This window comes from Bradyrhizobium sp. SSBR45G (genome assembly GCF_030159255.1).
GTDB lineage: Bacteria > Pseudomonadota > Alphaproteobacteria > Rhizobiales > Xanthobacteraceae > Bradyrhizobium.
This window is the reverse complement of the sequence record NZ_BSCT01000019.1, coordinates 65,543-92,111: the sequence shown is the minus strand read 5'-3', so window position 1 is coordinate 92,111 and position 26,569 is coordinate 65,543. Positions and strand designations below refer to the sequence as shown.

Sequence of the window (26,569 nt, the reverse complement as noted above, 5' to 3'; positions counted from 1 at the left end):
CCGCGACGGACGCGAACAAAGCAGGCCCATGGGCAGAACCTGCGCGCGGCTGCCTGCCTCCTGTCATCCCGCTGTCATCGAACCCGTCGACACGTGGCTGCCCGCCCAGCCCGAAAGAGTCTCATGGATTACTTCCGCCGCTTCACATTCCTGTTCGCCGCGCCTGTCTTCGAGACCGACGACCTCGCCGGCGTCCGCTTCAACCAGATCATCGAGGAGATCCAGCGCTCGGGTTTCGAGGTCGTCCGCGCCCGGAAGCTCGAAGACGCCGAAATCGCCGTCCAGACGGATGCTGCGATCGGCTGCATGCTGGTGGACTGGGGCAAGAAGGGATTGGAGGGCAAGACGGCGGCTCTGATCAACCTGATGCGCCGGCGCGGCCTCGACTTCCCGATCATCCTGCTGATCCGGCGCAAACGGTTCGAGGACCTGCCGGTCGAGGTGCTCGACTTCATCGACGGCTACGTCTTCCTCTCCGAGGAGACGCCGGCGTTCATCGCCAAGAACCTGATCAGCCGCCTCAAGCAATATGCCGAGACCCTGAAGACGCCGTTCTTCGGGACGCTGGTCGACTATGCCGAGGAAGGCAACCAGCTCTGGACCTGCCCCGGCCACAATGGCGGCGTGTTCTACAGCCGCAGCCCGATCGGCCGGATCTTCGTCGAGCATCTCGGTGAGGCGGTGTTTCGCGACGACCTCGACAATTCCGTGCTCGATCTCGGCGATCTCCTGACCCATGAGGGACCGGCGCTGCGGGCGCAGAAGGAGGCGGCGCAGATCTTTGGCGCCGAGAAGACCTATTTCGTCCTCAACGGCACCTCGACCTCCAACAAGGTGGTGCTGGGGGCGCTGGTCACCGACGGCGATCTCGTGCTGTTCGACCGCAACAACCACAAGGCTGCCCATCATGGCGCGCTGCTGATCGCGGGCGGCGTGCCCGTGTACGTCCCCACCGTCCGCAATGCCTGGGGCCTGATCGGCCCGATGCGCTGGGACCTGCTCGACGAGGAGCAGCTGCGGCAACAGATCCGCGACAATCCGCTGGTCAAGGACCCCGACGCCTGGCGAAAGCAGCGGCCGTTCCGCGTCGCCGTGGTCGAGCAGTGCACCTATGACGGCACCATCCACAGCGCGGAGATGATCCTCAAACGGATCGGCCACCTCTGCGACTACATCATGTTCGACGAGGCCTGGGCGGGCTTCATGAAGTTCCACCCGCTCTATGCCGGCCGCTTCGCCATGGGCCTCGGCGAGCTCGGGCCCGACGCGCCCGGCATCATCGCCACGCAGTCGACCCACAAGCAGCTCGCGAGCTTCTCCCAGGCCTCGCAGATCCACGTCAAGGATCGCCACATCAAGGGGCAGCGGCGCCGCGTCGAGCACCGCCGCTTCAACGAAAGCTTCATGCAGCACGCCTCGACCTCGCCGTTCTATCCGCTGTTCGCCTCGCTCGACGTCGGCGCCCAGATGATGAAGGGCCGCTCGGGCGAGGTGCTGTGGGACGACACGATCCGGCTCGGCATCGAATTGCGCAAGAAGATCAGAGCGATGCGCCGGGAGTTCGAGGAGAAGGAGAAGGATCCGGCGCGGCGCTGGTTCTTCGAGCCGTTCGTGCCCGACCGGGTGTCGATCGCCGATGCAGCCAGCCCGGGCGCCCGGCACGACGTCGCCTGGGAAGCGATCTCGACCGACCAGCTCGCAACCGACGCCGCGCTGTGGCAGCTCGCGCCGGGCGAGGCCTGGCATGGCTTCCCGGATCTGGCGCCCGGCTTCGCCATGACCGACCCGAACAAGCTGACGCTTTTGACCCCCGGCTTCGACCGCGCCAATGGCGGCTATGCGGAGCACGGAATCCCGGCGCCGGTCGTCGCGCAATATCTGCGCGAGAACCGTATCGTCGCCGAGAAGAACGACCTCAACTCGCTGCTCTTCCTTCTGACGCCGGGCGTCGAGGCGAGCAAGGCCGGCACCCTGATCAGCGGCCTCGTCGCCTTCAAGCGGCTGCACGACGACAACGTGCTGCTGGAGGATGCCATCCCGGAGTTCACGCGCAAGCGCTTCACCCGCTATGGCAAGACGCGGCTGCGCGACCTCTGTGCCGAGATGCACCGGTTTTACCGCGAGGCCGAGGTCAGCGCGCTGCAGGCCAGGCAGTTCCAGCCGCAGCACATGCCGGAGATCGCGCTGTCGCCGCGCGAGGCGGCGCGCGCGCTGATGCGCAACGAAGTCGACTACCTGCCGATCGACCGCATTGCCGGTCGCATCGCCACAACGCCCTTCGTGGTCTATCCGCCGGGCATTGCGACCATCGTGCCCGGCGAACGGCTGTCGGACCGCGCCAGGCCGATGATCGATTACCTCAAGATGTTCGAGCGCGCCTTCAACGTCTTTCCGGGTTTCGACGTCGAGATTCAGGGATTGTACAAGGAGATCGACGAAGCTGGCCGGATCCGGCTCCATACCTATGTTTGCGCAGAGTAATTCGAACCATGGACAGCACCCCGACCGGTCTCGAGACCGAACCGCCGGTCCTGGTTCGGCCGTCGCGCGACGAGGACGTCGAGGCGATGCTGTCCATCTACCGGCGACACATCCGCCGCGGCGTCGAGGACGGCGCCGCGAACTCCGGCGCGCCGGAGCCCGACGACCTCAAGCAGCGGCGCAAGAACCTGCGTAACCAGCGGCTGCCGCATCTGGTCGCGACGTTCCGCGGCGAGGTGGTCGGCTATGCCTATGTCGTCCAGTTCCGGAAGCGGCCGGCCTACCGGTTCGCGGTCAAGCATTCGATCTACGTCCACCACGAGCATCTCGGCCGCGGCGTCGGCCGGCTGCTGATGCAGGCCCTGATCGATGCCTCGGCTGCGGCCGGCTACCGGCAGATGATCGGCTATATCGACGCCGACAACACCGCCTCACTCGGCATCCATGAGAGGTTCGGCTTCGTTCGGGTCGGCTTGCTTCCGGGGGTTGCCTATCGCTATGGCCGATGGTCCGACACGGTGATGGTTCAGCGCTCCCTCGGCCCGGGCAGCGGCGAGCCGCCTGCAGGGCTCAGCCGCTGAGCTTGCGCGTCAGGACGGGAAGTCGGCCGCCTTCACCTGCATCCGGTCGGCATGCAGCGACCAGTCACGCAGGTTCTGCGTCTTGCAGAACTCCTGCTTGGCGATCTCTGCCGCCTCGCCTTCGCTGTCGGCCTCAACCTCCAGCGTGCTCTGGCAGATCTCGCACTGGCGGCCGTTCTCGCCCAGCACGTCCTTCATGAAATGGATGACATAGCGCGCCATGCAACCTCCTGCCTCTCAAGCAGTGCTCGAAGGAGATGTTACCGCGCTTGCGGGTCCGCCGTTGACCGATATCAAACAGCCGATGCAAATATTTGATGCAGCAGTGGAACCGACGCTCAGGCGCCGACGGAGGGCAGGCTGGCAGCGGCGATCGCGACGAACTTCGACACCGCGCGCCGAACGCGACCGTGGGTCGACTTCAGGATTGAATTCAGCCGGCGCATTGGACCCGATTCCCTTCGGCGCCGAGCGAAAAGTCCTGCTCAAGCTCATGGCGCTCCTGGGAAAATGATCAGCAACCCCTGGCCTGTCGAGACGCGGCGGAAAATAGCAATGTCCGCTTCGTCGAAGCCACGCTGGAGAGAAGATTTGTTGCTGCATTGCAGCCCCCGGCACACCAAATCTTCTCCCCACCCTCTCGCCTCCGCCGGCTAGGCCGGCGTCACGCCGAACGCCTCGCGGAACCGGGCGCTGTAGCGTGGCCACGCCTCCGGGTTGATCAGCCGCGGTGGCCGCCCGCCATCCAGCGCACCCAGCAGCTGCTCGGCCGCGATCCGGCCCATGTTCTGCCGCGCCTCGCGGGTGACCCCGGCCGTGTGCGGGCTCGCCAGGACGTTGTCGAGCTGCAGCAGCGGATGGTCCGGCGGCGGCGGCTCCTTGGCCCAGACGTCGAGCCCGGCGCCGGCGATGCGCTGCTCGGTGAGTGCCGCGAGCAGCGCCTCCTCGTCGTGGATGAAGCCGCGGGCGGTGGTGACGAAATAGGCATGCGGCTGCATCAGCGCGAACTCCCGGGCGCCGATCATGCCGCGACTGTCCCTCGTCAGCGGGCAGTTGATCGAGACGAAGTCGGCGCGTCGCATCAGGTCTTCAAGCTCGACCTTTTCGGCCCCCCGTGCGGCGATCTCGTCCGCCGACAGATACGGATCGTAGGCCAGCACCGTCATGCCGAGCAGGCCGCGGCACAGCTCGGCCACGCGGCGGCCGACGTTGCCCAGCCCGACGATGCCGATCGTGCGCCCCTGCACCTCGTTGCCGATCAGATCGTTGCGGTTGACGTCGCGCTCCCGCCGCAGCCGGCGGTCGGACTGGATGATGCGCTTCGACAGGGTCAGCATCATGCCCAGCGTGTGCTCGGCGACGGAATGGGCGTTGCCGCCGGACTGGTTGACGACCAGCACGCCGGCCTTCGTGCAGGCCTCGACATCGACCGGGTCGTAGCCGGCGCCGTTGCTGGAGACGATCAGCAGGTTGGGCGCGCGGCGCAGCAGGTCGGCATCGACATGGAAGCGCGGGGCCAGCTCGTCGCGGGCGGCGCCGATCTGGTAGGCGTGGGCCGCCGCCAGGATCGGCGCCGTCTCGGCCTCTGAACTGTCGTTCTCCAGCCGGTCGAGCCGGACGTCGGGGCGCGCCGCAAGCAGCTCGCTGAAGATCGGATGCGCGAGATATTTGACATAGAAGACGCGCTTGGAATTCGCGGCCATGAACAGGTGACCTCCTGGTTTCTTGCTCTTGATCCCGGACTTGGGAAGGCGGATGCCCGACCGGCCGGGGCCGGCATGTTGACAATCGTCCCCGGGCCGTCAAGCTCGGCGCCAACGAGCCACGCAGGCGTCGGCAACGCCGCGACCATGACGGGAGAGACGGGAATGGCCACCGAGGCCGATGCGGCGCGATCGGCATCCACGCCGGGCTGGCACGACATCATTCTGCGCAGCTTCAAGCGCAACGAGATCGGCCTCGTCCCCTACGTTCCCGACCGTGTCCTGACGCCGCTGATCCAGGGCCTGCACGACGACCCGTTCTTCACCACCTTCGCCACCGCGCGGGAGGAGGAAGCGGTCGGCATTCTCACGGGGGCCTGGATGGGCGGCCGGCGCGGCGCGCTCCTGATGCAGACCTCGGGCTTCGCGACCTTGCCGAACGTGCTGGCCTCGCTGGTCGTGCCCTGCCAGATCCCGCTGATCATGGTCGTGTCCGAGCGCGGCACGCTCGGCGAATTCAACTACGGCCAGTCGCTGGTCTGCCGCACGATGCGGCCGGTGCTCGATGCGCTGGCGATGGAGCACCACACCATGACCCGCCTCGACGAGCTCGAATTCACCGTCGACCGCTCGATCAAGCAGGCGGTCGCGACGCAGGCGCCGGTGGCGCTGATCCTGTCGCCGCTGCTCACCGGCGGAAAGGTGTTTGCATGAGCGCGGCTCTGAGTAACACCAAGATCATGAACCGCGCCGACCTCACCTGCCGGCTGGTCGCGAAGCTCAAGCACGAGGAAGCCGTGATCGGCGGCATCGGCAACACCAATTTCGACCTCTGGGCGGCGGGCCCAAGGCCGCAGAATTTCTACATGCTCGGCAGCATGGGGCTGGCCTGCCCGATCGCGCTCGGCGTCGCGCTGGCGCAGCCGCAGCGCCCCGTGTTCGCGCTCGAAGGCGACGGCTCGCTGCTGATGCAGCTCGGATGCCTGACCACAATTGCGACGCTCGCTCCCAAAAATCTCGCCATCATCGTCATGGACAACGGCATCTACCAGATCACCGGCAGCCAGCCGACGCCGGCCCGGCACGCCGACATCGTGGCCATCGCCGCAGGCTGCGGCATTGCCGCGAGTCATTGGGCAGCCGACGAGGAGGATTTCGAACGACTGGTCGATGCTGCGCTGGCGACCGCCGGCCCTGTGCTGATTGCGGCGCGGATCGACGACAAGCCCGGCGTCGGCGCCACCCGGCGCGATCCCGCGCAGATCCGCGAGCGTTTCATGCAGGGCCTCGGCGTTCGCCAGCCGATCTGACGGCGACCGCGCGCGGACCGATGGGGGCTCGGTTCCGCATTCCGAACCACGTTAACTAAACCCGCGGCTCAAGCAGCCGTGAGCCGGGCTCGCGGCCCGGATCATGCTAAGCAGCGCTCATGAAGATCGTGTTCCGTCTCTCGGCCTGGCTGCTCGCGGCAGCCGTTGCGTTCGCGACGCTGGGCCCCCCGAACTATCGGCCACATTCCCCGCTCGGCCAGGATGGCGAGCACGCCCTCGCCTTCGTCCTGATCGGCCTCGCTTTCGGCCTCGCCTATCGCAGCCAGCGGCTGCTGACGACCGCCGTCGCGGTGATCCTGATCGGGGCCCTCGAGCTGGCGCAGTTCTGGGCGCCCGGGCGCCACGCACGGCTGGAGGATTTCGTGGTCGACGCTGCGGCCGCCTGCGCAGGCTTCGGTCTGGCCGCCGCGCTGGACTGGCTGGCGCGCCAGCTTCGTCCGCAGACCACCTGAACGCAAATTCCCTGAACGCGCGCTCCCTCAACGCAGAAGGGGCCCGGCCACGATCGCGGCCGGGCCCCTCTTTGCTTCGTCAGATCACTCGATGATCTTGATGACCCGGCGGGTGCGCGGATCGACGATCACACGGCGATCATTGACCACGGCGTAGCGATACTCGGTGTAGCGCGGCACGGGGCGCAGCTCGACCGTATCGGGCAGCGGCTCGCCGACCACGACGCGCTCGCGCACCACCACCGACGGCGCCCGCTCGGCATCGATCGAGGTGATCACGGCATTCGGGATCTCCACGGCAGCGCCCACGGCGGCACCAACCGTGCCACCGACCATCGCGCCGACCGGTCCAGCCACCGCGCCGCCCGCGGCAGCGCCGTTGGCCGCACCTTCGACGGTGGTGGACTGGGCAAACGCCGCGGTCGAGGCCAGCAGCGAGGTGGCGATCAGCGAAACGGCAAGACGTGTCCTCATCATTCTCTCTCCTCCAGTGTTGTCGAGATGCCGAACAACAACGAGAAGCGCCTGCGGTTCCGGTTCCATGTGGCCTAAAACGTCATGATGCTGATGGAACAAATGCTGGAAACCAGCACGATGCGCCGCGCCTGACGAAGGGACTCTCTCGCAGTCCTATCCACGTTTCAAACAGCCGGCGCGCGCATCCGCAATCTCGCGGCGGATCACGCCCGAGTTATGCGAGTGGATGGCCCTTCGACGGATCGAGAGGGCGCAGGGAAGGCCAGGCGTCGGCTGACGCCTGCGGCCCGCCTGCGAAAAAAAATGCAGGCGGCAGGTACCACAGGTGCAGCCGAGAACACCCGGCCTTCCCTGCGCGATGGTCTTCACGCTTATACGCAGTCGCCCTGGTGCGCCGGCTTGTTGGCCACCATTCCCGCGCGAAGCGAAGCTTCGTCGCGAGTTGACACCAGCTTCGGGGTGTCGGGCCGCTGCGACTTCACGTCCGCAAGAGGTTCGTTCGTCGGCATGCTCTTTCGAGCCTGCTGCGAACCTTCGCGGCCACCGCATCCCTGCCTCACGTGTCGTGACGATCGCGCGCTACGTCCCTCTCGGCGAGGCAGGATGCGCGCATCATGCATGATTTATGCAAAAACGAAAGCGATTTTTCGCCGGCGTCACGACCAGCGTGACATCGCTCTGATTTGTCGGACGAATTCAGATCGCCCCAGCCGTGATACGGCTGCGCCGGCCATACCGGATTCCGCGCAACGCAGTCAAAGCGCGCAGAGTGATTTGCCCGACGGGCACGTTCGGCGTTCCAGACCGTCACGAGTAGCGCTGGTCGTGCTGATGATCGCGCGATCGAGCCTCAGCGGCGGCCACCTTCTCATCCTGACGACTCGGTTCGCACCCTCGGCCCGTCAGGCGATTATCCTGGATTGCCGTCATTTCGACGAGCACGGCACCATCCCGCGCCGCCAAGACGGATTATCAACAATTAGGATCAACTTTTCGCCTAACTACCAAGACGAGCGCAACGTCGCATCGAGCGCCGACGGCGCGTGGAAATATCTTCGTGGATGCGTCTCTATCTTCAGCATGACGACATGCAGCAGCTTGACCAGCGAACAATCCAACAATACAATCTGACGTTGTGTTAGTTCACACGAGCTTTCGAGTGATTTAGATCGAAAACGAGCGCAACCAGCTTATTGCTTTTGTCTCATCAGGTTGGCCACTCCTCGAATTGCGGGAGTCTTTGTATGTCAGGCCAGTGCGGCTCGAACCCTGTTTGGACGGCGCCGACTAGCGACGATGCCCGGTTTGAAAGCCTATTCGAATTAAGCAGCGACTTGACGTGTCTCATTGACGTGAGCGGCCAATTGGAACGCGTCAACATGTCCTGGGAAGCGCGCCTTGGATGGACGAAAGCAGACCTCAGTCGCAGGCGCTTCGTCGATCTTGCCCATCCCGACGATCGCGCCGCGACCGCAGCCGCGCTGTGCGACGCGGCTGCGGTCGCCGAGACGAGAGGCTTCGAGAATCGCCTGCGCGGCAAAGATGGGACCGAACTCCGGATGATTTGGAGCCTGGCCGCATCGCCCTTGCGACCAGGGATCGGAGCGATCGGGCGTGACGTGACGGGCGAGCGTCGGTTGCAACGTGAACTCATCGAGGCCGCAGATCGCGAGAAGGGACGCATTGGCCGCGAGTTGCACGACGGCTTGTGTCAGAGCCTGGCCGGCATATGCACCCTCAGCGCGACGCTTGCGCGCAAATTGGCGGGACGCGACGATCCCGCGGCCGCAGCCGCGGCCGAGCTCACGGCACTTCTCAAGCAAAGCGTGGGGGATGCAAGAAATCTCGCCCGGGGATTGGACTGGGCCGGGGTGACGCCGTCGAGCCTGCCCCTGGCGCTGGAAACGCTGGCGGCGAACATCGGGGCGTTGCACCCCGTCAGCTGCATCCTTCTCCATGACCGGCATCTGCCCGGGCTGGACGCCCAGGTCGCCACGCATCTCTATCGGATCGCTCAGGAAGCCGTAAGCAACGTCATCGCCCACGCCAAAGCCACACGGATCATCATTCGCTTGCGCTATCGCAAGGGTCGGATCTTGCTGAGCGTCGTCGATAACGGCATTGGCATGGGGGAACGCCGGCTCGAAGCCGCAGGCATTGGGTTGCGGAGCATGGAGTATCGTGCGCGCCTGATCGGCGCTGCACTGATGGTCGAGCCGGCCTCGCCGCGCGGCACGCGCGTGGAATGTGCATGGGCGGTCGACGCGCGAACGCGAAACGCCGCCCCCGCAGCAACATTGAGCCCTCCTCCTAGCGCGACCCGACCGGTCTATCCTCGGCCAGCACAGACATGATTCCAGCCAAATCCGGCGACGGCTCGACGACGAAACGCACGATTGTCGTCGTTGACGACCATCCATTGATGCGGCGCGCTCTGATCGCGCTGATCGAGGGCGAGCCCGACCTCGCCGTTTCGGCTGAAGCCGGCGACGGCAAAGCTGCGCTGCTGGCCTTGGCCCGTCGGCCGCCGAATCTCGCCATCGTCGATCTCACGCTCAAGGGTGGCGCGGACGGGCTCGATTTTGTGAAGGCGATGAAGATCAATCACCCCGACATTCCAAGCCTCGTGCTCTCCATGCACGAAGAGGCTCTCTATGCAGAACGGGCTTTGCGCGCCGGCGCTCACGGGTATGTCAACAAGCAGCAACTCTGCGAGGACGTCCTGAAGGCGATCCGTCGCGTCCTGAATGGCCAGATTTATGTCAGCGAAGCATTCGGAACGACGCTCGCGGCGCGCTTCTTCGGTGACGCCTGCCCCGCAGCGAATTCCTTTGCCGCGCTCAGCGATCGCGAATTGCAGGTCTTCCGGCTGATCGGCGTCGGCAGTCGCACCCGTGAGATCGCCACCGCCCTGCATCTGAGCCCCAAGACCATCGAAACCTACCGCGAACACATCAAGCAGAAACTCGGCCTTGAGAACGGGTCCGAATTGTTGCGCCACGCGATCCGCTTCGTCGAGAGCGGAGAATGATCGCGGAGGCGCTGCATTCACGGATGTCCAAACAGATTCCTCCGCGTTCTGCGGCGAACACACCACACCCTCGCGTGGCGGAGCAGCGGCGGACTCGCAGGGCGCCGTCCGCATTCGATTGCAGCCCGCGACGTCCGCGCAAGCGATGGCCACTTCGATCGTGCAGCTATCTCAGAGGAGAGCCAAGCCAAGGCCTGCTCGCGCTCCCGCGCGCCATCTCGCGCAGACTGTCATCGGGGATTCCCCGACATCGAACGCCCAGCTTCTCCTGAACGAAGAACGGGCGATCACCGATGTTGACCCGCATCAGCAGAGACTACCCTTCACACTGTGGCGTTCGAGCCTGACGATCAGGCAGCCGCCATAGCCACCAACCAAGCCGGAGGGTTCTTCCATGGTCGATACTTATACGATTTACCTCGTCAACAAATCCGCCGACACACAGATCTTCTGGTGCTTTCTGGAGCGTCCCCAGGAGCTCGTCAGCGATCCCGGCGTCTACGCCAATTCCAGCGCATCGCTTGCCATCGCCAGCAATCAGCCTGGGACGAACTTCTTCGCGGTCCCCGTCCAGTACAAGGTCGGCGCGGGCGCCAGCAACAATGCCGTCGGGCTGGACGTCGTGGTCACCTCCAGTGTGACCAACAATGCATCGCTCAAGGACCAGTGGCAGGCGGACTACAAGACCATACCGCCCCAGCAGGGACCCACGATGAGGCTCCTCGGAAATCAAGCTCCGGCGAACTCGATCTCCATCACGTCTGGCGAATTCGACAAGGCAAAGAATGAGAATGGCGGCTGGTTTTCCAACCAGTCGTTCGGAATTCAGACCGGAGCGGGCTTTATCGGGATGAGTTGGTCGCCCAAGCCGCAGCAAAAACGGACGCTGACACCCAAGCTCTCGTTCTATATCGCGATCGGCGACTACGGATCGAATTCGTTGGCGGATTGGAACACCGTCTCCACCAACTCGATTCAAGTCAACGTGCCCACCGATTTTCAATATGCAAACGCCACGGTCACCTACGACGCGTCGGGCAATTGGTCGAAGACGCCCGGCAAGCCGCCGACGATGCTGATTGCCGAGAATCTCGACTGGCTCCGGTCCGACGAGCACAATCAGCTGCTTGCGCTCGCCTATCTCAGCGACGGTAACGGGCAAATCGACTACCTCAAGTCGGTGTCCTGGAATTCAAGCGCCTCCTCCGACGCCGACTTCACCTACCTCACCGGAACCATCACGGTGACGACGGCGCTGACCGCGGCGTTCGCCTTCTTCGTACTGTCGAATACGACATTCACGGTCAACAGCATCGTTGGTGGCACCACCGTGAACTTCACCTACTCCGGGTCGCAGAACGTCCAGGCCATCAAGGACATGTTCATCGTCGGCGCCAAATTGCTTTTTGGCGGCGGGAGCGGCCAGGCCTGACACTGGCGGTTTCGGACCTGCAAATGGTGCCTAGCTTCCTCATTACCAAGTCGCAGCTGGAGAACGCTAACCCGTTCTTCCAGCCCGCGACGGCGCCGGCCCTCCCACCCCACGCGACCGTCGTTCCACCGACCCGCGTCTGGATTTCGACGGCCAGCGTCGAAGTCGACCTGGTAGCGACATTCTTGCCCGCGACTCCGGTAGCGAACGGCGTTGCCCGAGTCGCGGGTCTGCAAACCGTGACCTCGAACGTCGCGATCGATTTCAGTACGATCCTGCCGCTCTATTGGATGGCCTCCGTCCTCAAGAACGGCGAGCTCGCACCGAATACCAGCTACGTTCTCTATTCGAGCGACGACGACAGCTTCAGGCTCGTCCTGAACGCGTCGATCACCGTGACGCACGGCAAGGAGGGGTGGCTCATTCCTGCCTACGATTCCCAGCAGTATACCGTGAACGTTGGATTTGGCGTCGGCGTCCCCTACGTCGCATGGGGCTACTCGATCCAATGCGCGCCGCAAGCACGCGTCGTGGTCAAAGCCGGCTCATACGAGCTTGTGCGCTCGAATGGGACGGAGGTCATTGGCGCCCCTGTACCGACCGACTCGCCGAGTTGGCCGATGCCGATAGGGCATGACTATACTCTGGTGTTCGACTCCTCCGGCAATGGCGTGCTCACTCCGGTCTAGGCTCTCACCGGGGCGCGAGAGCACGCTGACATGCGCTGAGCCTGCTGCGACACATCGCGGCCACCGCATCCCTGCCTCACGTATCGTGACGATCGCGCGTTACGCCCCGCTCGGCGATGTCGGTGCGCTCCCTCTCCCCGTTCTTCACGGGGAGAGGGTTGGGGTGAGGGGCAGCCACGCGCACCGACCGTGCGGCGAGTCCCCCTCGATTGCATCTGCGATGCAATCCGGCCTCTCCCAGCAGGCGGGGAGAAGCCGGCAGCGAGCGTCGCGCTGGACCGTCCCGACAACTGACCATGATCAACCTGCTCATGGAGAGGTTCACAGGAGCTGAGGCAGCCCCACGACGAGTATTCGCGTGATCATCTTCGAAACTCTCCTCCGAGCTCCTTCGGCAAATTCGAATCTACCTGACCAGCCGATATGCCACAATCGGCTGGCCTCTCCACCTAGCTCGTCCACCAGCGCCGCGTCGCGTGGCACGTCTCCAGGGCGCGCTGATAGCCGGCGCGGGCGCGCAGCCGCGTCACATACGCTTGCACACTATCCCCGAACACGACACCGACGTTCTTCCGCGCCATTTCGAGCGCGTAGCCCACGGAAATGTCCGCCGCGGTGAACGCATCGCCGGCCATGTAGCGCCCGCGCTCCAATTGTCGCGCTCGGGTTCCGGCGCCAGGTGCCGCGCTCCCGACACGAAGAAAAGCGAGGCGGCGAGGCCTGCCTCGCCGAGGTGGAGAAACTGCTGATAGGCGGGAAAGGCCGCGTCCTGAGCAGCTGGCGCCAGGCCTGTCGGCCCATGGCGCCCCAGGATGTACTCCATGATCGCAATCGACTCGACCATCGTCACATCGCCATCACGGATCGCTGGAATGAAACCGGCGGGATTGATCGCCAGGAACTCGGCGTCGTTCTTGACCCCGGCCAGGAGGCTACGTCCCGCAGCCGGTATGGGAGGTCCATCTCTTCCAGCAACCAGACGACGCGGAAGCCCCTGCCTTCTCCGTACACTGTGATCATCGCGCAACCTCCTCGGTCGTCAGCTCCCAGGACGATTGTACGTTGGCCAGCCCGACATGCGGCCGGAGATTTTTGACGAGTCCCTGGCTACTATGCGGTTACTCGAGCGCCGGCCGGTCATCAAGCTGTGGCGCCGATTGCCTCGCGACCGCGAGCGCACGGCTGTCGCATGTGGCGCTCGCCATGTTGCGCATGCCTGTTTCTACGCCGTCAAGGCAGGAGTCCGTGCCGCGATAGCCCTAATGCGATTGCCCTGCTCCCTAACGGGACGGGCGGGACGAATGCGGGCTTTCAGATCTCAACCGGAAGCAGTCGACCAAAGCCCTAAGGGCTGCTTTTGTGCCCATCTCCGACCTTCCGGTCTGCGTCGAGGATGTCGGCTCATTGAGTTCAACCGGAAGCCAGCATTCGAGGAGCCGTACGCCGGTAGAGACCTCAAGCGGTCATGGGATCGCGCGCGAAAGGCCGCAGTGCGAGCAGTGCCTGGATCGCTTGACTTGCCCGGCGAGCTGCGCAATTGGCTGTCGCGCATGGAACGCCCGCTAGCGGCCTGAGCTGCAGCACCGACCGCGCGCGTTCGCCAGGCTTTTTCGCTCACTCCAGCAGTCGGACACCCCCATGAGCATTCGCGTCGGCATTGTCGGGATCAGCGGCTTTGGCGGCGGCGAGGCGATGCGCCTGGTCGCGAGCCATCCGTCGTTCGAGCTGGTCTACGCGGCGGGCGAAGGCAGCGCCGGAAGCCGGCTGGTGGATCGCTTCCCCGGTGTGCCGGCGAGGCTGGCCGAGCTGGTGATCGAGAAATGGGACCCCGAGGCGTTGCCGAAGCTCGACGTGCTGTTCGCGTCGCTGCCCACCGGCGCCTCGGCCGCGGCGCTGGCGCGCGTGCCCCGCGACGTGAAGATCGTCGACATCGGCGGCGACCATCGCTACGTCGCGGGGTGGGCGTACGGACTGGCGGACGTCTGGCCGGCCGAGATCGAAGGGCAGACCCGCGTGGCCAATCCCGGCTGCTTCCCCGCCGCGACGCTGACTGCACTGGCGCCGCTGCTGGCGGAGCGGCTGATCGAGCCCGGCAACATCGTGATCGACGTCAAGACCGGCATCTCCGGCGCCGGCCGCGGCGGCGACAGCAAATTCGGCTACGCCGAGAGCAACGAGAATCTGGTGCCCTACGGCCTGCTCCAGCATGTCCACATGCCCGAGATCGCCACGACGATCGAGCGGCTGAGCGGCGGCAGCGCCGCTGGCCTGGTGTTCACGCCGCATCTGGTGCCGATGACCCGCGGCATCCTCGCCACCATCTACTGCCGCGGCCGCGTCACGACGGAGCAGTGCCTGGACGCCGCCCGCAGCTTCTACGCCGGGCGGGCATTCGTCCGCGTCACCGACAGGCCGCCGCAGACCAAATGGGCGACGGGATCGAACCTCGCCTTCATCAGCTATGCGGCCGATCCCGCGCGCAACCTGGTAATCGCGATGGGCGTGGTCGACAATCTCGGCAAGGGCGCGGCCGGTCAGGCGGTGCAGAATGCGAACCTGATCTGCGGCCTGCCAGAGACCGTAGGATTGGAGGGAACGCCTGTCTGGCCGTGAGGCTGTTGGTCTGCCTGTCAGGAATCAACCCGGTCTGAAATGTCAGGACTCAGCCCGGTCTATGCCTGCGGCGGCCCCTCACCCCACCCCTCTCCCCGTAAGAACGGGGAGAGGGAGCGCAGTGTGCTCGGAGCAAGAGCTGCGTGCCTATATGACGTCCGGTGCGGTTCAGCTCAATTCGCGGGAACGATCGTGCGGTCGGTCAACCAGCTGAGTCCGTCCTGCGTCGTGGTCCGCGGCTTGTACTCGCAGCCGATCCAGCCGGAATAGCCGATCGCGTCGAGGTGGCGGAACAGGAAGGCGTAGTTGATCTCGCCGGTGCCCGGCTCGTGGCGGCCGGGATTGTCGGCGAGCTGGATGTGGGCGATGCGGGCGAGATGCTTCTGCATCGTGCGGGCGAGATCGCCCTCCATGATCTGCATGTGGTAGATGTCGTACTGGACGAACAGGTTGTCGGACTCGACCTCGGCGATCAGCTGCAACGCCTGGGCGGTGCGGTTGAGGAAGAAGCCGGGAATGTCGAGCGTGTTGATGGGCTCGATCAGCAGCTTGATCCCCTGCGCCTTCAGCGCGTTTGCGGCGAAACGCAAATTGCGGACCAGCACCTGATTGAGCTCGCGCGGGTCCGCATTGTCGGGTGCGATGCCGACGAGGCAGTTGAGCTGGCGGCAGTCGAGCGCCCGCGCGTATTCGATGGCGCGACGGACGCCGTCGCGGAAGTCGTCGACGCGATCCGGCAGGATCGCGATGCCGCGCTCGCCCGCGGCCCAGTTGCCGGCGGGGAGATTGTGCAGCACCTGCGTCAGCCCGTGGCGCATGAGCTGCTCGCGCAGCTCCGCCTTGTCGAAGTCGTACGGGAACAGATACTCGACACCGCTGAAGCCAGCCGCCTTGGCGGCGGCAAAGCGCTCTAGAAACGGCAGCTCGTTGAAGAGCATGGTGAGATTGGCAGCAAAGCGCGGCATGTCATGGTCCTCGACTTGGGTCTCGACTGAGGGCGGTTGCTGCGGTCAGGCCGGCTGCAGGGTGCGCGGCGGATCGGCCGGGGTGTCGTCCACCGGCAGGTCGAGCACCTCCTCGAACTCCATGACGTTGTCGATCTCGGTCCCCATGGCGATGTTGGTGACGCGTTCGAGCACGAACTCGACCACGACCGGCACCTGGTACTCCGCCATCCATTCGCGCGCGGTCGCGAACGCCTCCTGCGCCTTGTCGGGATCGGTGACGCGGATGGCCTTGCAGCCGAGGCCTTCGGCGACGGCGACGTGGTCGACGCCGTAGCCGCCGACCTCAGGCGCATTGATGTTCTCGAACGACAGCTGCACCTGGTAGTCCATCGAGAAGCCGCGCTGCGCCTGGCGGATCAAACCGAGATAGGCGTTGTTCACGACAACATGGATGTAAGGCAGGTTGAACTGGGCGCCGACCGCGAGCTCTTCGATCAGGAACTGGAAATCATAGTCGCCCGACAGCGCGACGATCTCGCGCTTGGGATCGGCGACGCGCACGCCGAGCGCGGCCGGCAGGGTCCAGCCGAGCGGTCCCGCCTGCCCGGCATTGATCCAGTTGCGCGGACGGTGGACGCTGAGGAACTGGGCGCCGCCGATCTGCGACAGGCCGATGACGCTGATGTAGCAGGTGTCGCGGCCGAACGCCTTGTTCATCTCGTGATAGACGCGCTGCGGCTTGATCGGCACCTGGTCGAAATCGCTGCGCCGGAGCATGCTGCGCTTGCGATCCTGGCACGCGGCCGGCCAGGCCTGCCGCTCGCGCAGCTTGCCGGCCTTGCGCCATTCGCGCGCGACGCTGAGGAACATCTCCAGCGCGGCCTTCGCATCCGAGACGATGCCGAGATCGGGATTGAACACCCGGCCGATCTGCGTCGGCTCGATGTCGACATGCACGAAGCTGCGGCCTTTGGTGTAGGTCTCGATCGATCCGGTGTGCCGGTTGGCCCAGCGGTTGCCGATGCCGAGGACGAAATCGGATTCGAGAAAATTCGCGTTGCCATAGCGATGGCTGGTCTGCAGGCCGACCATGCCGGCCATCAGCACGTGATCGTCGGGAATGGCGCCCCACCCCATCAGGGTCGGCACGACCGGCACGTTGACGGTCTCGGCGAACGCGACCAGCAGATCGCTGGCGTCAGCATTGATGACGCCTCCGCCGGCGACGATCAGCGGGCGCTCCGCGGCGTTGAGCATCTCGAGCGCCTTCTCGATCTGCTTGCGGCTCGCCGCGGGCTTGTAGACCGGCAGCGGCGCATAGGTCTCGTCGTCGAACTCGATCTCGGCGAGCTGCACGTCGAGCGGCAGGTCGATCAGCACCGGTCCCGGGCGGCCCGAGCGCATGATGTGGAAGGCCTGGCTGAACACGCGCGGCACGAGGCCCGGCTCGCGCACCGTCACCGCCCATTTGGTCACGGGCTTGGCGATCTGCTCGATGTCGACGGCCTGGAAATCCTCCTTGTAGAGCCGCGCGCGCGGCGCCTGGCCGGTGATGCAGAGGATCGGAATGGAGTCGGCAATCGCCGCGTAGAGCCCGGTGATCATGTCGGTGCCGGCCGGGCCGGAGGTTCCGATGCACACGCCGATGTTGCCGGCCTTGGCGCGGGTGTAGCCCTCGGCCATGTGCGAGGCGCCCTCGACGTGGCGGGCGAGAATGTGGCGGATCGATCCACGCCGCTGCATTGCGGAATAAAGCGGATTGATGGCCGCTCCGGGAACGCCGAAGGCGCATTCGACGCCTTCCTTCTCCAAGATACGCACCGCAGCATCGATCGCCCGCATCTTCGCCATCTCGCGCTTCCCCTTATGGTTGATGCGCGAGCTTCGCTGCTGACGGCTGCGATCTCAATTCACTCGTCGATTTTTCCCACGATGCGGCACGCTCAGCAAAACAGTGGATGGCTCAGTTAGTTAGGACGGACGACAGCTGACATGTCCTAACAAGTTCACGCCTTGCGCCTGCTATTCGAACAGCGGCGCGAGCTCCATCTGCGGCACCAGCACGAGGCCCTTGTCGGTGATACGAATTTCCGGAATGACCGATAGGGGAATCAGATTGAAGCCCATGTAGGGAATGGTGCAGCCCGCCTCGACCCATTCGGTCTTCAAAAGCTTGACCTCATCGGCGACTTCGGTGACGCGCTTGTCCGACAGCAGGCCGGCGATCGGCAGCGGAACCATCGCCCTCACCTTCCCGTCGGCCACGACGCAGACGCCGCCCTGCTGCGCGCCGATCGCGGCGACGGCCGCCTGCATGTCCGCCTCGTTGGTGCCGGCGACGATGATGTTGTGGCTGTCATGGCCGACGCTGGAGGCGACCGCGCCGCGCTTCAAGCCGAAGTCCTTCAGCAGCCCATGCGCGACGTTGCCGGCCGATTTGCCGTGACGTTCGATCACCGACACGAAACAGAGCCCGTGGCGCGCGAACAGCGTCGCCCAGTCGTGGGCCGGCTCGATCGCGACCTTGTCGTGGATCAGCGTGATGCCCGGCAGCGCCGTCTTGATCGCATTCACCGTGCAGGCCTTGGTCGGCAACTCGGGCGTCAGCTTGACCTGCGCCGGCAGCTTGACCGTGGCATAGGCCGCCTTCGGATATTGATAGCGCTGCGACAGCGCCTGATCGAGACGCGGCGTGATCTTGCCCTTGTCGACGACGAGCTCGCCGCCATACCAGGTCGATTGCGGCTTCAGGCCGTCGTCGAGCAGCACCAGGTCGGCGCGGCGGCCGCCGCCGAGGCCGCCGATCTCGCCGTCCATCGCAAAGCGCGTCGCGCCGTGCAGCGAGCCCATCGACCACGCCTGCTCCGGCGACATCCCAGCCTTCACGGCCTCGCGCACGACCCAGTCGAGACCGAACAGCATGAGATCGTCGGCGTCGCGATCGTCGGTACAGACGGCCGTGCGCTTGTGCGAGGCGCCGAGCTCGGTGATGGTGCGGATTGCCTGCGGCAGGCTGTGCCACGGCGTCGTCGGCGGACCGCCGCGCAGGAAGATCCAGACGCCGGCATCGAGCAAATCGTCGGCGATGTCGCGGTCGATCGCCTCATGGGTGTCGGTGACGCCGCTCGCGGCATAGGCGGCGACGAAATCGCGGCCGTAGACGTGGCCCGACACCGGCCGCCCGCGCTGCAGGGCGGCGGCGAGGATCGCATGGCTGCGCTCGTCGCCCATGCAGACCGGCACGAAATCCATCTTCTCGCCGAGCGCCACCGCCTCGGGCCAGCGGTCGAACAGGCCGGCAATCTTGTCCGGCGTGAGGTCGCCGCCCGCGGTCTCCAGCGCGGCGGATGTCGCCGGCACGGTCGAGGGCACCGTGAGGAAGATCGACAGCGGCGCCTGCCGCGCGTCCTCCAGCATCGCCTCGACGCCGGCGACGTCCATGACGTTGCCGATCTCGTGGCTGTCGCAGAAGATCGTCGTGGTGCCGTTGAGCAGCGCGGCCTCCGCATAGGCGCAGGCCGTCACCATCGAGGATTCGATGTGGATGTGAGGGTCGACCAGCCCCGGCGCAATGATGCCGCCGGCCGCGTCGTAGATCGCGAACCCGCTCGGGATCGCCTTGTGCGCACCAGCCGGCTTCACCGCCGCGACCCGGCCGCCCGTGATCCAGAGCTCGCGGTTCGGCAGGATGCGCTCCGAATAGGTCGAGAGAACCCTCGCCCCGGTGATGACGAGGTCAGGCGCGGCGCGTCCCGAGGCAACGTCGGCTAGTCGCCGCGTCATCGTATGCAGGGGGGCGACGGAGAAGCGGGTGAGTTTGAACATGGCAGGCTCGCTGAACGTGTTGGCCTATTCCTGAGCGATCGTTGCGCGACGCCGCCGCCCCGGCAAGCCCAAATACGGCCAACCACCTGCTCACGCCTTGAGCAGCGGGGCCGCTTCATCTGGATCGCCTCTGCACCTCACAGCCGATGTCCGCCGTGCGGTTCAAGCCGCTGGATTCGCATGAACGACTAGCGGTGGAATTCGTGGACGGGCGATGGGCACGCTGCCGCCTGCGGCGGCCGCTTTGCCCACCCTGCCCATTCCGCGTTTCATGACGTGATCAGCTCGTCCGACCCGCTCCACTCCGTAAAGGTCGTCAGCAGAGCCTCGGTTTCCGCCCGCACGCCGTGCTTCTCGACAATCTCAGAGATCGCCCCTTGGATATGGACGTCGTGGCCCGGATCCCACATCGGCAGCAGCCGGACCAGATCAGGGACAAACTCGATATCAAGAAGCGCCAGATGAGTGGCGAGCGGCTGACCAAATTGAGTTTCGTCATCTTCCCAAAGACTGTCGGTCGAGCGGGAATGCGTCGCGGCAAGCTTCAATGTGTGCTCGACACGACGCATGTAGTCCTTCGCACGCTGACGCAGATGAGGAAGGGAGCAGGCTTTCGTCCAAAACGGTGGACAAAACACCTTCCAGGGATTGCCCGCGCCCAACGAATTCGCGCCCTCGTATGGATCGAACGCACCATACCCCGGCCGCACGCCCTTGGCCTTGAGCTCGACGAGAAAGAAGCAGATATCAGAATTGCCCAGATTTTCGTCAATTTTGCTCAGCGCAATATTGAGATCAATGAAGGTCTTCTCGACTTCTTCGACCGATGAGATATCAGCGCAGGCCAGACGCGCGATCAATTGACACTCGTCTTCATCAAAGGCGACGCGCACCGTCATTGTCCCTCTCCCGTGGCCACTCATCAGTGCCGGAAATCCCCTTGTTTCGACGGGCTGATCCAGCCGGAAAACATCATCACAAAACGCTTAAGAGACTGATCGGGACCCGCGCCTGATCGTCGAGCGACCGAATGAGATCGCGGCGAAAATTAACGAAGCATGTGCGCCTCACGGCCCCGCAGTCGTTCTGCGCGTCCTATCAATCTGCCAGCCGATTCCCAGATCCGGCCACGAGCCCCGCCCCACCCAACGCCGCCGTCAGCTCCGCCGCGATGTCCCGCACCATGCCGCCGACCACCGGCACCCGCTCCTCGGTCAGCCGGCTCGCCAGGCCCGACACCGAAATCGCCGCCACCGGCTCGCGGCAGGAATCGTGGACGACGGCGGCGATGCAGCGCAGGCCGAGGCGGGCTTCCTCATCGTCGACGGCGTAGCCCTGGCGGCGGATGGTCTCGAGTTCGCGGAACAGGTCGCCGGCGCGGATGATGGACTTCTCGGTCAGGCGCGGCATGCCCTGGCGGTGGATGATGCCGTTGACGTCGTCGTCGGAATAGGTCGCGAGCACCGCCTTGCCCATGCCGGAGGTGACCATCGACAGGCGGCCACCGACCTTGGTCAGCGAGCGCATGATCTCGCGGCTCTCCAGCCGCATCAGCACCATCAGGGATTCGTCGTCGACGACGGCGAGATTGGCGGTCTCGCGCGACTGGTCGCGCAGGCGTCGCAGATAGGGAATCGCCAGCGCCACGAAATTGCGCCGGCGGGTGAAGGTCGCGCCGACGGCAAAGCTCTGGGCGCCGACGTGCCATTTCGACTCCATGCGGTCGAACTGGACGAAGCGGCGCTTTTCCAAGGTCGTCAGCAGGCGATGGACGGTGGAGGTCGACAAGCCAGCGCGCACGGCCAGATCGCTGAGGCGATAGCCTTCATCGTCCTCGGCGAGAATTTCCAGGATCTGCAGCGCACGGCCGACGGATTGAACGCCGCCGTCGCGGGGCTCGGCCGCGGCATCTGCGCGTGGCTCAATCGTCTTGCGACGGATCACGTGGCGCCTCTTTGCGCGGCCATCGAAGGCGGCGCCGTTGCAGGACGGACGGATCTTGCTTTCGTGTACGCTACCAAAGAAAGGGCCGCCCCGGCCAGGGCCGAGGCGGCATTTGCGTCAATTGAGCTCAGAGCAGGCCCGCGCCGCGCGCCCACTTGTACTTGGCGCCGAGCACCTCGACCGGCAGTTCGGTCGAGTAGGCATAGGCCGGGATGCCATTCTGGTAGAGATATTCAGCCGCTTCCTCGACCTCGACGTCGCCGGCGAGCGAGGCGACGATCGGCTTGACGAAGCCCTTGGCCTCCATCTCCTTCTTCACCTCGACCATGTTGCGCGCGAACACCATCGGCGGGGTCACGATCGTGTGCCAGTAGCCGAGGATCAGCGCGTGGATGCGCTCGTCCGACAGGCCGAGCTTGACCGTGTTCACATAGGTGATCGGCGGCTCGCCACCGGTGATGTCGACCGGATTGCCGGCGGCACCGAACGGCGGGATGAACTTGCGGAACGCGGCATCCAGATCCGCCGGCATCGCCATCAGCGACAGGCCATTGTCGACCACCGCGTCGGACAGCAGCACGCCCGATCCACCGGCACCGGTGATGATGAGGACGTTCTCACCCTTCGGCGTCGGCAGCACCGGCACGCCGCGGGCGAACTCGAGCAGCTGGCGCAAGCTGCGGGCGCGGATCACGCCGGACTGCTTCAGCACGTCCTCATAGATCTTGTCGTTGCCGGCGAGCGCGCCGGTGTGCGACGAGGCGGCCTTGGCGCCGGCCGAGGTGCGACCGGCCTTGAGCACGATGACCGGCTTCTTCTTGGAAACGCGCTTGGCGGCTTCCGCGAAGGCACGGCCGTCCTTGAGGTCCTCGCAGTGCTGCGCGATCAGGTTGGTGTTGGGGTCCTGCTCGAAGAAGGCGAGCAGATCGTCCTCGTCGATGTCGGACTTGTTGCCGAGGCCGACGATCGCGGAGACGCCCATCTTGGCCGAGCGCGAGAAGCCGATGATCGCCATGCCGATGCCGCCCGACTGCGACGACAGCGCCGCCTGGCCCTTGACGTCATAGGCGGTGCAGAACGTGGCGCAGAGATTGGCCGGCGTGTAGTAGAAGCCGTAGATGTTCGGCCCCATCAGGCGGACGTTGTACTTCTTGCCGATCTCGACGATCTCGGCCTGCAGCTCGGGCTCATTGGCTTCGGCAAAGCCCGACGGAATCAGCACCGCGCCGGGGATCTGCTTCTCGCCGCACTCGGTCAGAGCGCCAGCGACGAACTTGGCGGGGATTGCGAACACGGCGGTGTCGATCACGCCGGCGACGTCCTTGACGCTCTTATAGGCCTTGTAGCCGAGGATCTCGGAGGCCTTCGGGTGGATCGGATAGATCTCGCCCTTGTAGCCGCCGTTGATCAGGTTCTTCATCACGGAGTTGCCGATCTTGCCGTCCTCGGCCGAGGCGCCGATCACGGCGACCGCCCGGGGCTTCATGATGCGGTTCATCGCGGTGACGATTTCTTCGTTCGAGCGCGGCGCCGGACGCGGCTTGTAGTCGAAATCGACGACGATGCGCACGTCGGCGGCGATCGCGCCGTTCTTGGTGGCGAACACCGGGTTGAGGTCGAGCTCGACGATCTCGGGGAAATCGCTGACCAGCTGCGACACCTTGACGATGACGTCGGACAGCGCCTCGCGGCTGACCGCATCGCCACCGCGCACGCCCTTCAGCATCTCATGCGCCTGGATGCCGTCGAGCATCGACAGGGCGTCGTCCTTGGTGGCGGGGGCGAGGCGGAATGTCACATCCTTCAGCACCTCGACCAGCACGCCGCCGAGGCCGAAGGCCACCAGCTTGCCGAACGAGCCGTCGGTGATCGAGCCGACGATCACCTCGGTCCCGCCGGTCAGCATCTGCTGCACCTGGATGCCTTCGATCTTGGCGTCGGCCTTATACTTCTTCGCATTCGCGAGAATGGTCTCGTAGGCCTTCTGCGCGTCGTCGGCCGTCTTGACGCCGACGATGACGCCGCCGGCCTCGGTCTTATGCAGAATGTCGGGCGATACGATCTTCATGACGACCGGAAAACCCATGTCGCCGGCCAGCTTGGCTGCCTCGGCGGCGGATTTGGCCAATCCCTCCTTCGGAACAGGAATGCCGTAGGCGTCGCAGACCACCTTGCCCTCGGGGGCGGTGAGGCTGGTGCGCTTGTCGGCCTTCACCCGATCGAGCACTTCGCGGATCGTGGCCTTGGCGTTGGGAATGGCGGCGTCAGACATTGGGGGCTTCCTCCTGGGGATTGGTCGTGGTTTATGGCATTTGGTATGCCAGAAGCAAACTTTGTCAAGCTCATCGAAGATGTGGAAACGCGGAAAAATCGCTCGCCTTGACAGTCTGGCATCTGGCATGCCAAAAATATTGGACGCAAAATGCTGTACACAGGCATCTCCCAAGGAGAGGAGACCGTCTTGTCTACAGAGAAAACAAACAAGGCATTGCCCATCATGGCCGAGGCCGACATCGCGATCGCTCGCATCGCCCCGGAGACGAGCTTCAAGAATAAGGCCTATGAGGCCTTGAAAGAAGCCATTCTCAAGATGGACATCTATGCCTCGCCCGAGCCTGTCATGCTCGACGAGCGCGCTCTGTCGGAGCGCCTCGGTGTCAGCCGCACGCCCATCCGCGAAGCCATCGCGATGCTGGAGCAGGACGGCTTCGTGAAGACCGTGCCGCGCCGTGGCATCGTCGTGGTCCGCCGGACCAAGAGCGAGATCGTCGACATGATCCGCGCCTGGGCGGCGCTGGAGAGCATGGCGGCGCGCATGATCACCACGATCGCGCGCAAGAAGGACATCACGGCGCTGCGCGACTTCTTCAAGGATTTCGGCAAGGACCGCCCGCCGCAGGAGCACATCGAGGAATATTCCAAGGCGAACATCGCGTTTCATCAGGCGCTGATCTCGCTGTCGGAATCCCCTGTCCTGGTCGACATGACCAACGACATTCTGCTCCATGTGCGCGGTTATCGCCAGCTCACGATCGGCCGCACCGATCGTATCGCTGCGTCCCTGCCCGAGCACCTCGCGATCATCGAGGCGCTCGAGGAACGCAACACCGAGCTCGCCGAAAAGCGCGCTCGCGATCACACGCTGGGCCTCGCGACCTATGTCGAGACGCACGGCCAAGAGTTATTCAGCTAGTTATTCAACTGACAGGTTCAACGGAAGAAGACGCGGAACGCGCCTTCGATTAACGACCAGGGAGAGAGGCGCATGGCGCAGACTGCTGTCAAGACCGAGGCACCGGACGCTCACGAGGAGCTCACCGACGGCTTCCATCTCGTCATCGACGCGATGAAGCTGAACGGGATCGACACGATCTACAACGTGCCCGGCATTCCGATCACCGACCTCGGTCGCATGGCGCAGGCTGAAGGCATCCGCGTGCTGTCCTTCCGTCACGAGCAGAATGCCGGCTACGCCGCGGCGATCGCCGGCTTCCTCACCAAGAAGCCGGGCGTGTGCCTCACGGTCTCCGCCCCCGGCTTCCTCAACGGCCTCACCGCGCTGGCGCATGCCACCACGAACTGCTTCCCGATGATCCTGGTCTCGGGCTCCTCGGAGCGCGAGATCGTCGACCTGCAGCAGGGCGACTATGAAGAGATGGATCAGCTCGCGATCGCCAAGCCGCTGTGCAAGGCGGCGTTCCGCGTGCTGCACGCGCAGGACATCGGCATCGGCTTCGCCCGCGCCATCCGCGCCGCCGTCTCGGGCCGTCCGGGCGGCGTCTATCTCGACCTGCCGGCCAAGCTGTTCGGCCAGGTCATGAACGCGCAGGCCGGCACGGCCTCGCTGGTCAAGGTGATCGATCCGGCTCCGGCGCAGATCCCCTCCCCCGATTCGGTGAAGCGCGCGCTGGATCTGCTGAAGAACGCGAAGCGCCCGCTGATCATCCTCGGCAAGGGCGCGGCCTATGCCCAGGCCGACGAAGCCATCAAGACCTTCGTCGAGAAGAGCGGCGTACCGTTCCTGCCGATGAGCATGGCCAAGGGCCTGCTGCCCGACCTGCATCCGCAATGCGCGGGTGCGGCGCGCTCGACCGTGCTGAAGGACTCCGACGTCGTCATGCTGATCGGCGCCCGCCTCAACTGGCTGCTGTCGCACGGCAAGGGCAAGAGCTGGGGCGACACCCCGAAGAAACTGATCCAGGTCGACATCGAGCCGAAGGAGATGGACTCCAACGTCGAGATCGCGGCCCCCGTGGTCGGCGACATCGGCTCGGTCGTGTCGGCCTTCTCGGACGCGATGGGCAGCAACTGGGCCAAGGCACCGGCCGAGTGGCTGAGCGCCGTCCAGAAGAAGCGCGAGGACAACGTCGCCAAGATGGCGCCGCGTCTGATGAACAACAACTCGCCGATGGACTATCACGGCGCGCTCGGCGTGCTCCGCACCATCATCAAGGAGCGTCCGGACGCGATCCTGGTCAACGAGGGCGCCAACACGCTCGACCTCGCCCGCGGCGTGATCGACATGTACCAGCCGCGCAAGCGCCTGGACGTCGGCACCTGGGGCGTCATGGGTATCGGCATGGGCTCGGCGATCGCCGCCGCCGTCGAGACCGGTAAGCCGGTGCTGGCGATCGAGGGCGACTCAGCCTTCGGCTTCTCCGGCATGGAGGTCGAGACGATCTGTCGCTACAATCTTCCGATCTGCGTCGTTATCTTCAACAATGACGGCATCTATCGCGGCACCGATCAGAACTCGGCGGGCGACGACCCGGCGACCACGGTGTTCGTGAAGGGTGCCCGCTACGACAAGATGATGGAGGCCTTCGGCGGCGTCGGTGTCAACGCCACGTCCCCGGACGAGCTGAAGCGCGCCGTCAACGAAGCGATGGATTCCGGCAAGCCGACCCTGATCAATGCCGTGATCGATCCTGCTGCAGGGTCTGAGAGCGGCCGCATCGGCAACCTCAATCCGCAGAGCGTGCTGACAAAGAAGAAGTAAGGCCACCCGCAAGGACATCAGATGCCCGCTGTCGCGGGATGACCAATCGTTACGGAGAGGAAGA

22 protein-coding genes and 1 pseudogene are annotated in these 26,569 nt (G+C 65.0%); 13 read left to right on the top strand and 10 right to left on the bottom strand.

Translation table 11 applies throughout. The annotated features are described in order from the left end of the window. The first annotated feature begins 123 nt into the window (after positions 1–123). The gene (locus tag QQL87_RS21380) at positions 124–2,481 is read left to right on the top strand and encodes an Orn/Lys/Arg family decarboxylase (protein WP_284420580.1); all 2,358 of its coding nucleotides are present in this window, start codon (positions 124–126) and stop codon (positions 2,479–2,481) included. Positions 2,482–2,489: 8 nt separating this feature from the next. Continuing rightward, positions 2,490–3,062: a GNAT family N-acetyltransferase gene (locus tag QQL87_RS21375; protein WP_284420581.1), complete on the top strand. Its 573-nt coding sequence runs from the start codon at positions 2,490–2,492 to the stop codon at positions 3,060–3,062. A 9-nt stretch (positions 3,063–3,071) separates the two neighbouring features. On the opposite strand, the gene QQL87_RS21370 is transcribed toward QQL87_RS21375, so the two are convergent. Together QQL87_RS21370 and QQL87_RS21365 are read right to left on the bottom strand one after the other, a co-directional pair. Then, positions 3,072–3,284, bottom strand: a complete 213-nt coding sequence (locus tag QQL87_RS21370; RefSeq protein ID WP_284420582.1) for a hypothetical protein — start codon at positions 3,282–3,284, stop codon at positions 3,072–3,074. 431 nt (positions 3,285–3,715) lie between these two features. Continuing rightward, complete coding sequence (locus QQL87_RS21365) at positions 3,716–4,765, bottom strand: hydroxyacid dehydrogenase (protein ID WP_284420583.1); 1,050 nt, start codon at positions 4,763–4,765, stop codon at positions 3,716–3,718. 165 nt (positions 4,766–4,930) lie between these two features. On the opposite strand from QQL87_RS21365, the gene QQL87_RS21360 reads away from it, so the two are divergent. The 3 genes from QQL87_RS21360 (at position 4,931) to QQL87_RS21350 (ending at position 6,548) form a co-directional block, all read left to right on the top strand. Then, positions 4,931–5,479, top strand: coding sequence for a decarboxylase (locus tag QQL87_RS21360; protein ID WP_284420584.1), 549 nt, complete (start codon positions 4,931–4,933; stop codon positions 5,477–5,479). Continuing rightward, the gene (locus QQL87_RS21355; RefSeq protein ID WP_284420585.1) at positions 5,476–6,075 is read left to right on the top strand and encodes a thiamine pyrophosphate-dependent enzyme; all 600 of its coding nucleotides are present in this window, start codon (positions 5,476–5,478) and stop codon (positions 6,073–6,075) included. Before QQL87_RS21360 ends, QQL87_RS21355 begins: the two co-directional genes overlap by 4 nt. Positions 6,076–6,194: 119 nt before the next feature. Then, positions 6,195–6,548 carry a VanZ family protein gene (locus QQL87_RS21350; protein WP_284420586.1) on the top strand — a complete coding sequence of 118 codons (354 nt, stop codon included), beginning with the start codon at positions 6,195–6,197 and terminating at the stop codon, positions 6,546–6,548. Between the two features lie 84 nt (positions 6,549–6,632). Here QQL87_RS21350 and QQL87_RS21345 read toward each other — a convergent pair whose 3' ends face one another. Continuing rightward, positions 6,633–7,022: a DUF1236 domain-containing protein gene (locus QQL87_RS21345; RefSeq protein ID WP_015665892.1), complete on the bottom strand. Its 390-nt coding sequence runs from the start codon at positions 7,020–7,022 to the stop codon at positions 6,633–6,635. A 621-nt stretch (positions 7,023–7,643) separates the two neighbouring features. Between QQL87_RS21345 and QQL87_RS21340 the strand changes: the two genes are divergently transcribed. The 5 genes from QQL87_RS21340 to QQL87_RS21320 all read left to right on the top strand — a co-directional run bounded on the left by QQL87_RS21340 (position 7,644) and on the right by QQL87_RS21320 (position 12,177). After that, entirely contained in the window at positions 7,644–8,156 is a 513-nt protein-coding gene (locus QQL87_RS21340) for a hypothetical protein (RefSeq protein WP_284420588.1), read from the top strand. A gap of 113 nt (positions 8,157–8,269) precedes the next feature. Next, positions 8,270–9,379: a PAS domain-containing sensor histidine kinase gene (locus QQL87_RS21335; protein ID WP_284420589.1), complete on the top strand. Its 1,110-nt coding sequence runs from the start codon at positions 8,270–8,272 to the stop codon at positions 9,377–9,379. After that, on the top strand, positions 9,376–10,056 hold the full coding sequence (locus QQL87_RS21330; RefSeq protein WP_284420590.1) for a response regulator transcription factor: 681 nt from the start codon (positions 9,376–9,378) through the stop codon (positions 10,054–10,056). The genes QQL87_RS21335 and QQL87_RS21330 overlap by 4 nt, the downstream gene beginning before the upstream one ends. A 394-nt stretch (positions 10,057–10,450) precedes the next feature. Further along, positions 10,451–11,488 carry a hypothetical protein gene (locus QQL87_RS21325; RefSeq protein WP_284420592.1) on the top strand — a complete coding sequence of 346 codons (1,038 nt, stop codon included), beginning with the start codon at positions 10,451–10,453 and terminating at the stop codon, positions 11,486–11,488. Positions 11,489–11,511: 23 nt separating this feature from the next. Next, on the top strand, positions 11,512–12,177 hold the full coding sequence (locus tag QQL87_RS21320; RefSeq protein ID WP_284420593.1) for a hypothetical protein: 666 nt from the start codon (positions 11,512–11,514) through the stop codon (positions 12,175–12,177). A gap of 449 nt (positions 12,178–12,626) precedes the next feature. On the opposite strand, the pseudogene QQL87_RS21315 reads toward QQL87_RS21320, so the two are convergent. Next, a pseudogene (locus tag QQL87_RS21315) lies at positions 12,627–13,197 on the bottom strand (glutathione S-transferase family protein). A 618-nt stretch (positions 13,198–13,815) separates the two neighbouring features. Here QQL87_RS21315 and argC point away from each other — a divergent pair. Then, the gene (gene argC / locus QQL87_RS21310) at positions 13,816–14,790 is read left to right on the top strand and encodes an N-acetyl-gamma-glutamyl-phosphate reductase (RefSeq protein ID WP_284420594.1); all 975 of its coding nucleotides are present in this window, start codon (positions 13,816–13,818) and stop codon (positions 14,788–14,790) included. A gap of 173 nt (positions 14,791–14,963) precedes the next feature. On the opposite strand, the gene hyi is transcribed toward argC, so the two are convergent. The 6 genes from hyi to QQL87_RS21280 all read right to left on the bottom strand — a co-directional run bounded on the left by hyi (position 14,964) and on the right by QQL87_RS21280 (position 23,778). Beyond that, a complete protein-coding gene (hyi, locus tag QQL87_RS21305) occupies positions 14,964–15,755 on the bottom strand; it encodes a hydroxypyruvate isomerase (RefSeq protein WP_284420595.1) in 792 nt (263 codons plus the stop codon). 45 nt (positions 15,756–15,800) lie between these two features. Next, complete coding sequence (gene gcl / locus QQL87_RS21300) at positions 15,801–17,588, bottom strand: glyoxylate carboligase (protein WP_284420596.1); 1,788 nt, start codon at positions 17,586–17,588, stop codon at positions 15,801–15,803. Between the two features lie 171 nt (positions 17,589–17,759). Then, complete coding sequence (locus QQL87_RS21295) at positions 17,760–19,562, bottom strand: adenine deaminase (protein WP_284420597.1); 1,803 nt, start codon at positions 19,560–19,562, stop codon at positions 17,760–17,762. 269 nt (positions 19,563–19,831) lie between these two features. Continuing rightward, a complete protein-coding gene (locus QQL87_RS21290) occupies positions 19,832–20,461 on the bottom strand; it encodes a hypothetical protein (RefSeq protein WP_284420598.1) in 630 nt (209 codons plus the stop codon). A gap of 199 nt (positions 20,462–20,660) precedes the next feature. Beyond that, positions 20,661–21,506, bottom strand: a complete 846-nt coding sequence (locus tag QQL87_RS21285; protein WP_284420599.1) for an IclR family transcriptional regulator — start codon at positions 21,504–21,506, stop codon at positions 20,661–20,663. A 127-nt stretch (positions 21,507–21,633) separates the two neighbouring features. Beyond that, on the bottom strand, positions 21,634–23,778 hold the full coding sequence (locus QQL87_RS21280; RefSeq protein WP_284420600.1) for an acetate--CoA ligase family protein: 2,145 nt from the start codon (positions 23,776–23,778) through the stop codon (positions 21,634–21,636). Between the two features lie 189 nt (positions 23,779–23,967). On the opposite strand from QQL87_RS21280, the gene QQL87_RS21275 reads away from it, so the two are divergent. Together QQL87_RS21275 and oxc are read left to right on the top strand one after the other, a co-directional pair. After that, positions 23,968–24,699: a GntR family transcriptional regulator gene (locus QQL87_RS21275; protein WP_284420601.1), complete on the top strand. Its 732-nt coding sequence runs from the start codon at positions 23,968–23,970 to the stop codon at positions 24,697–24,699. Between the two features lie 72 nt (positions 24,700–24,771). Next, the gene (oxc, locus tag QQL87_RS21270) at positions 24,772–26,505 is read left to right on the top strand and encodes an oxalyl-CoA decarboxylase (RefSeq protein ID WP_284420602.1); all 1,734 of its coding nucleotides are present in this window, start codon (positions 24,772–24,774) and stop codon (positions 26,503–26,505) included. Positions 26,506–26,569 lie beyond the last annotated feature (64 nt).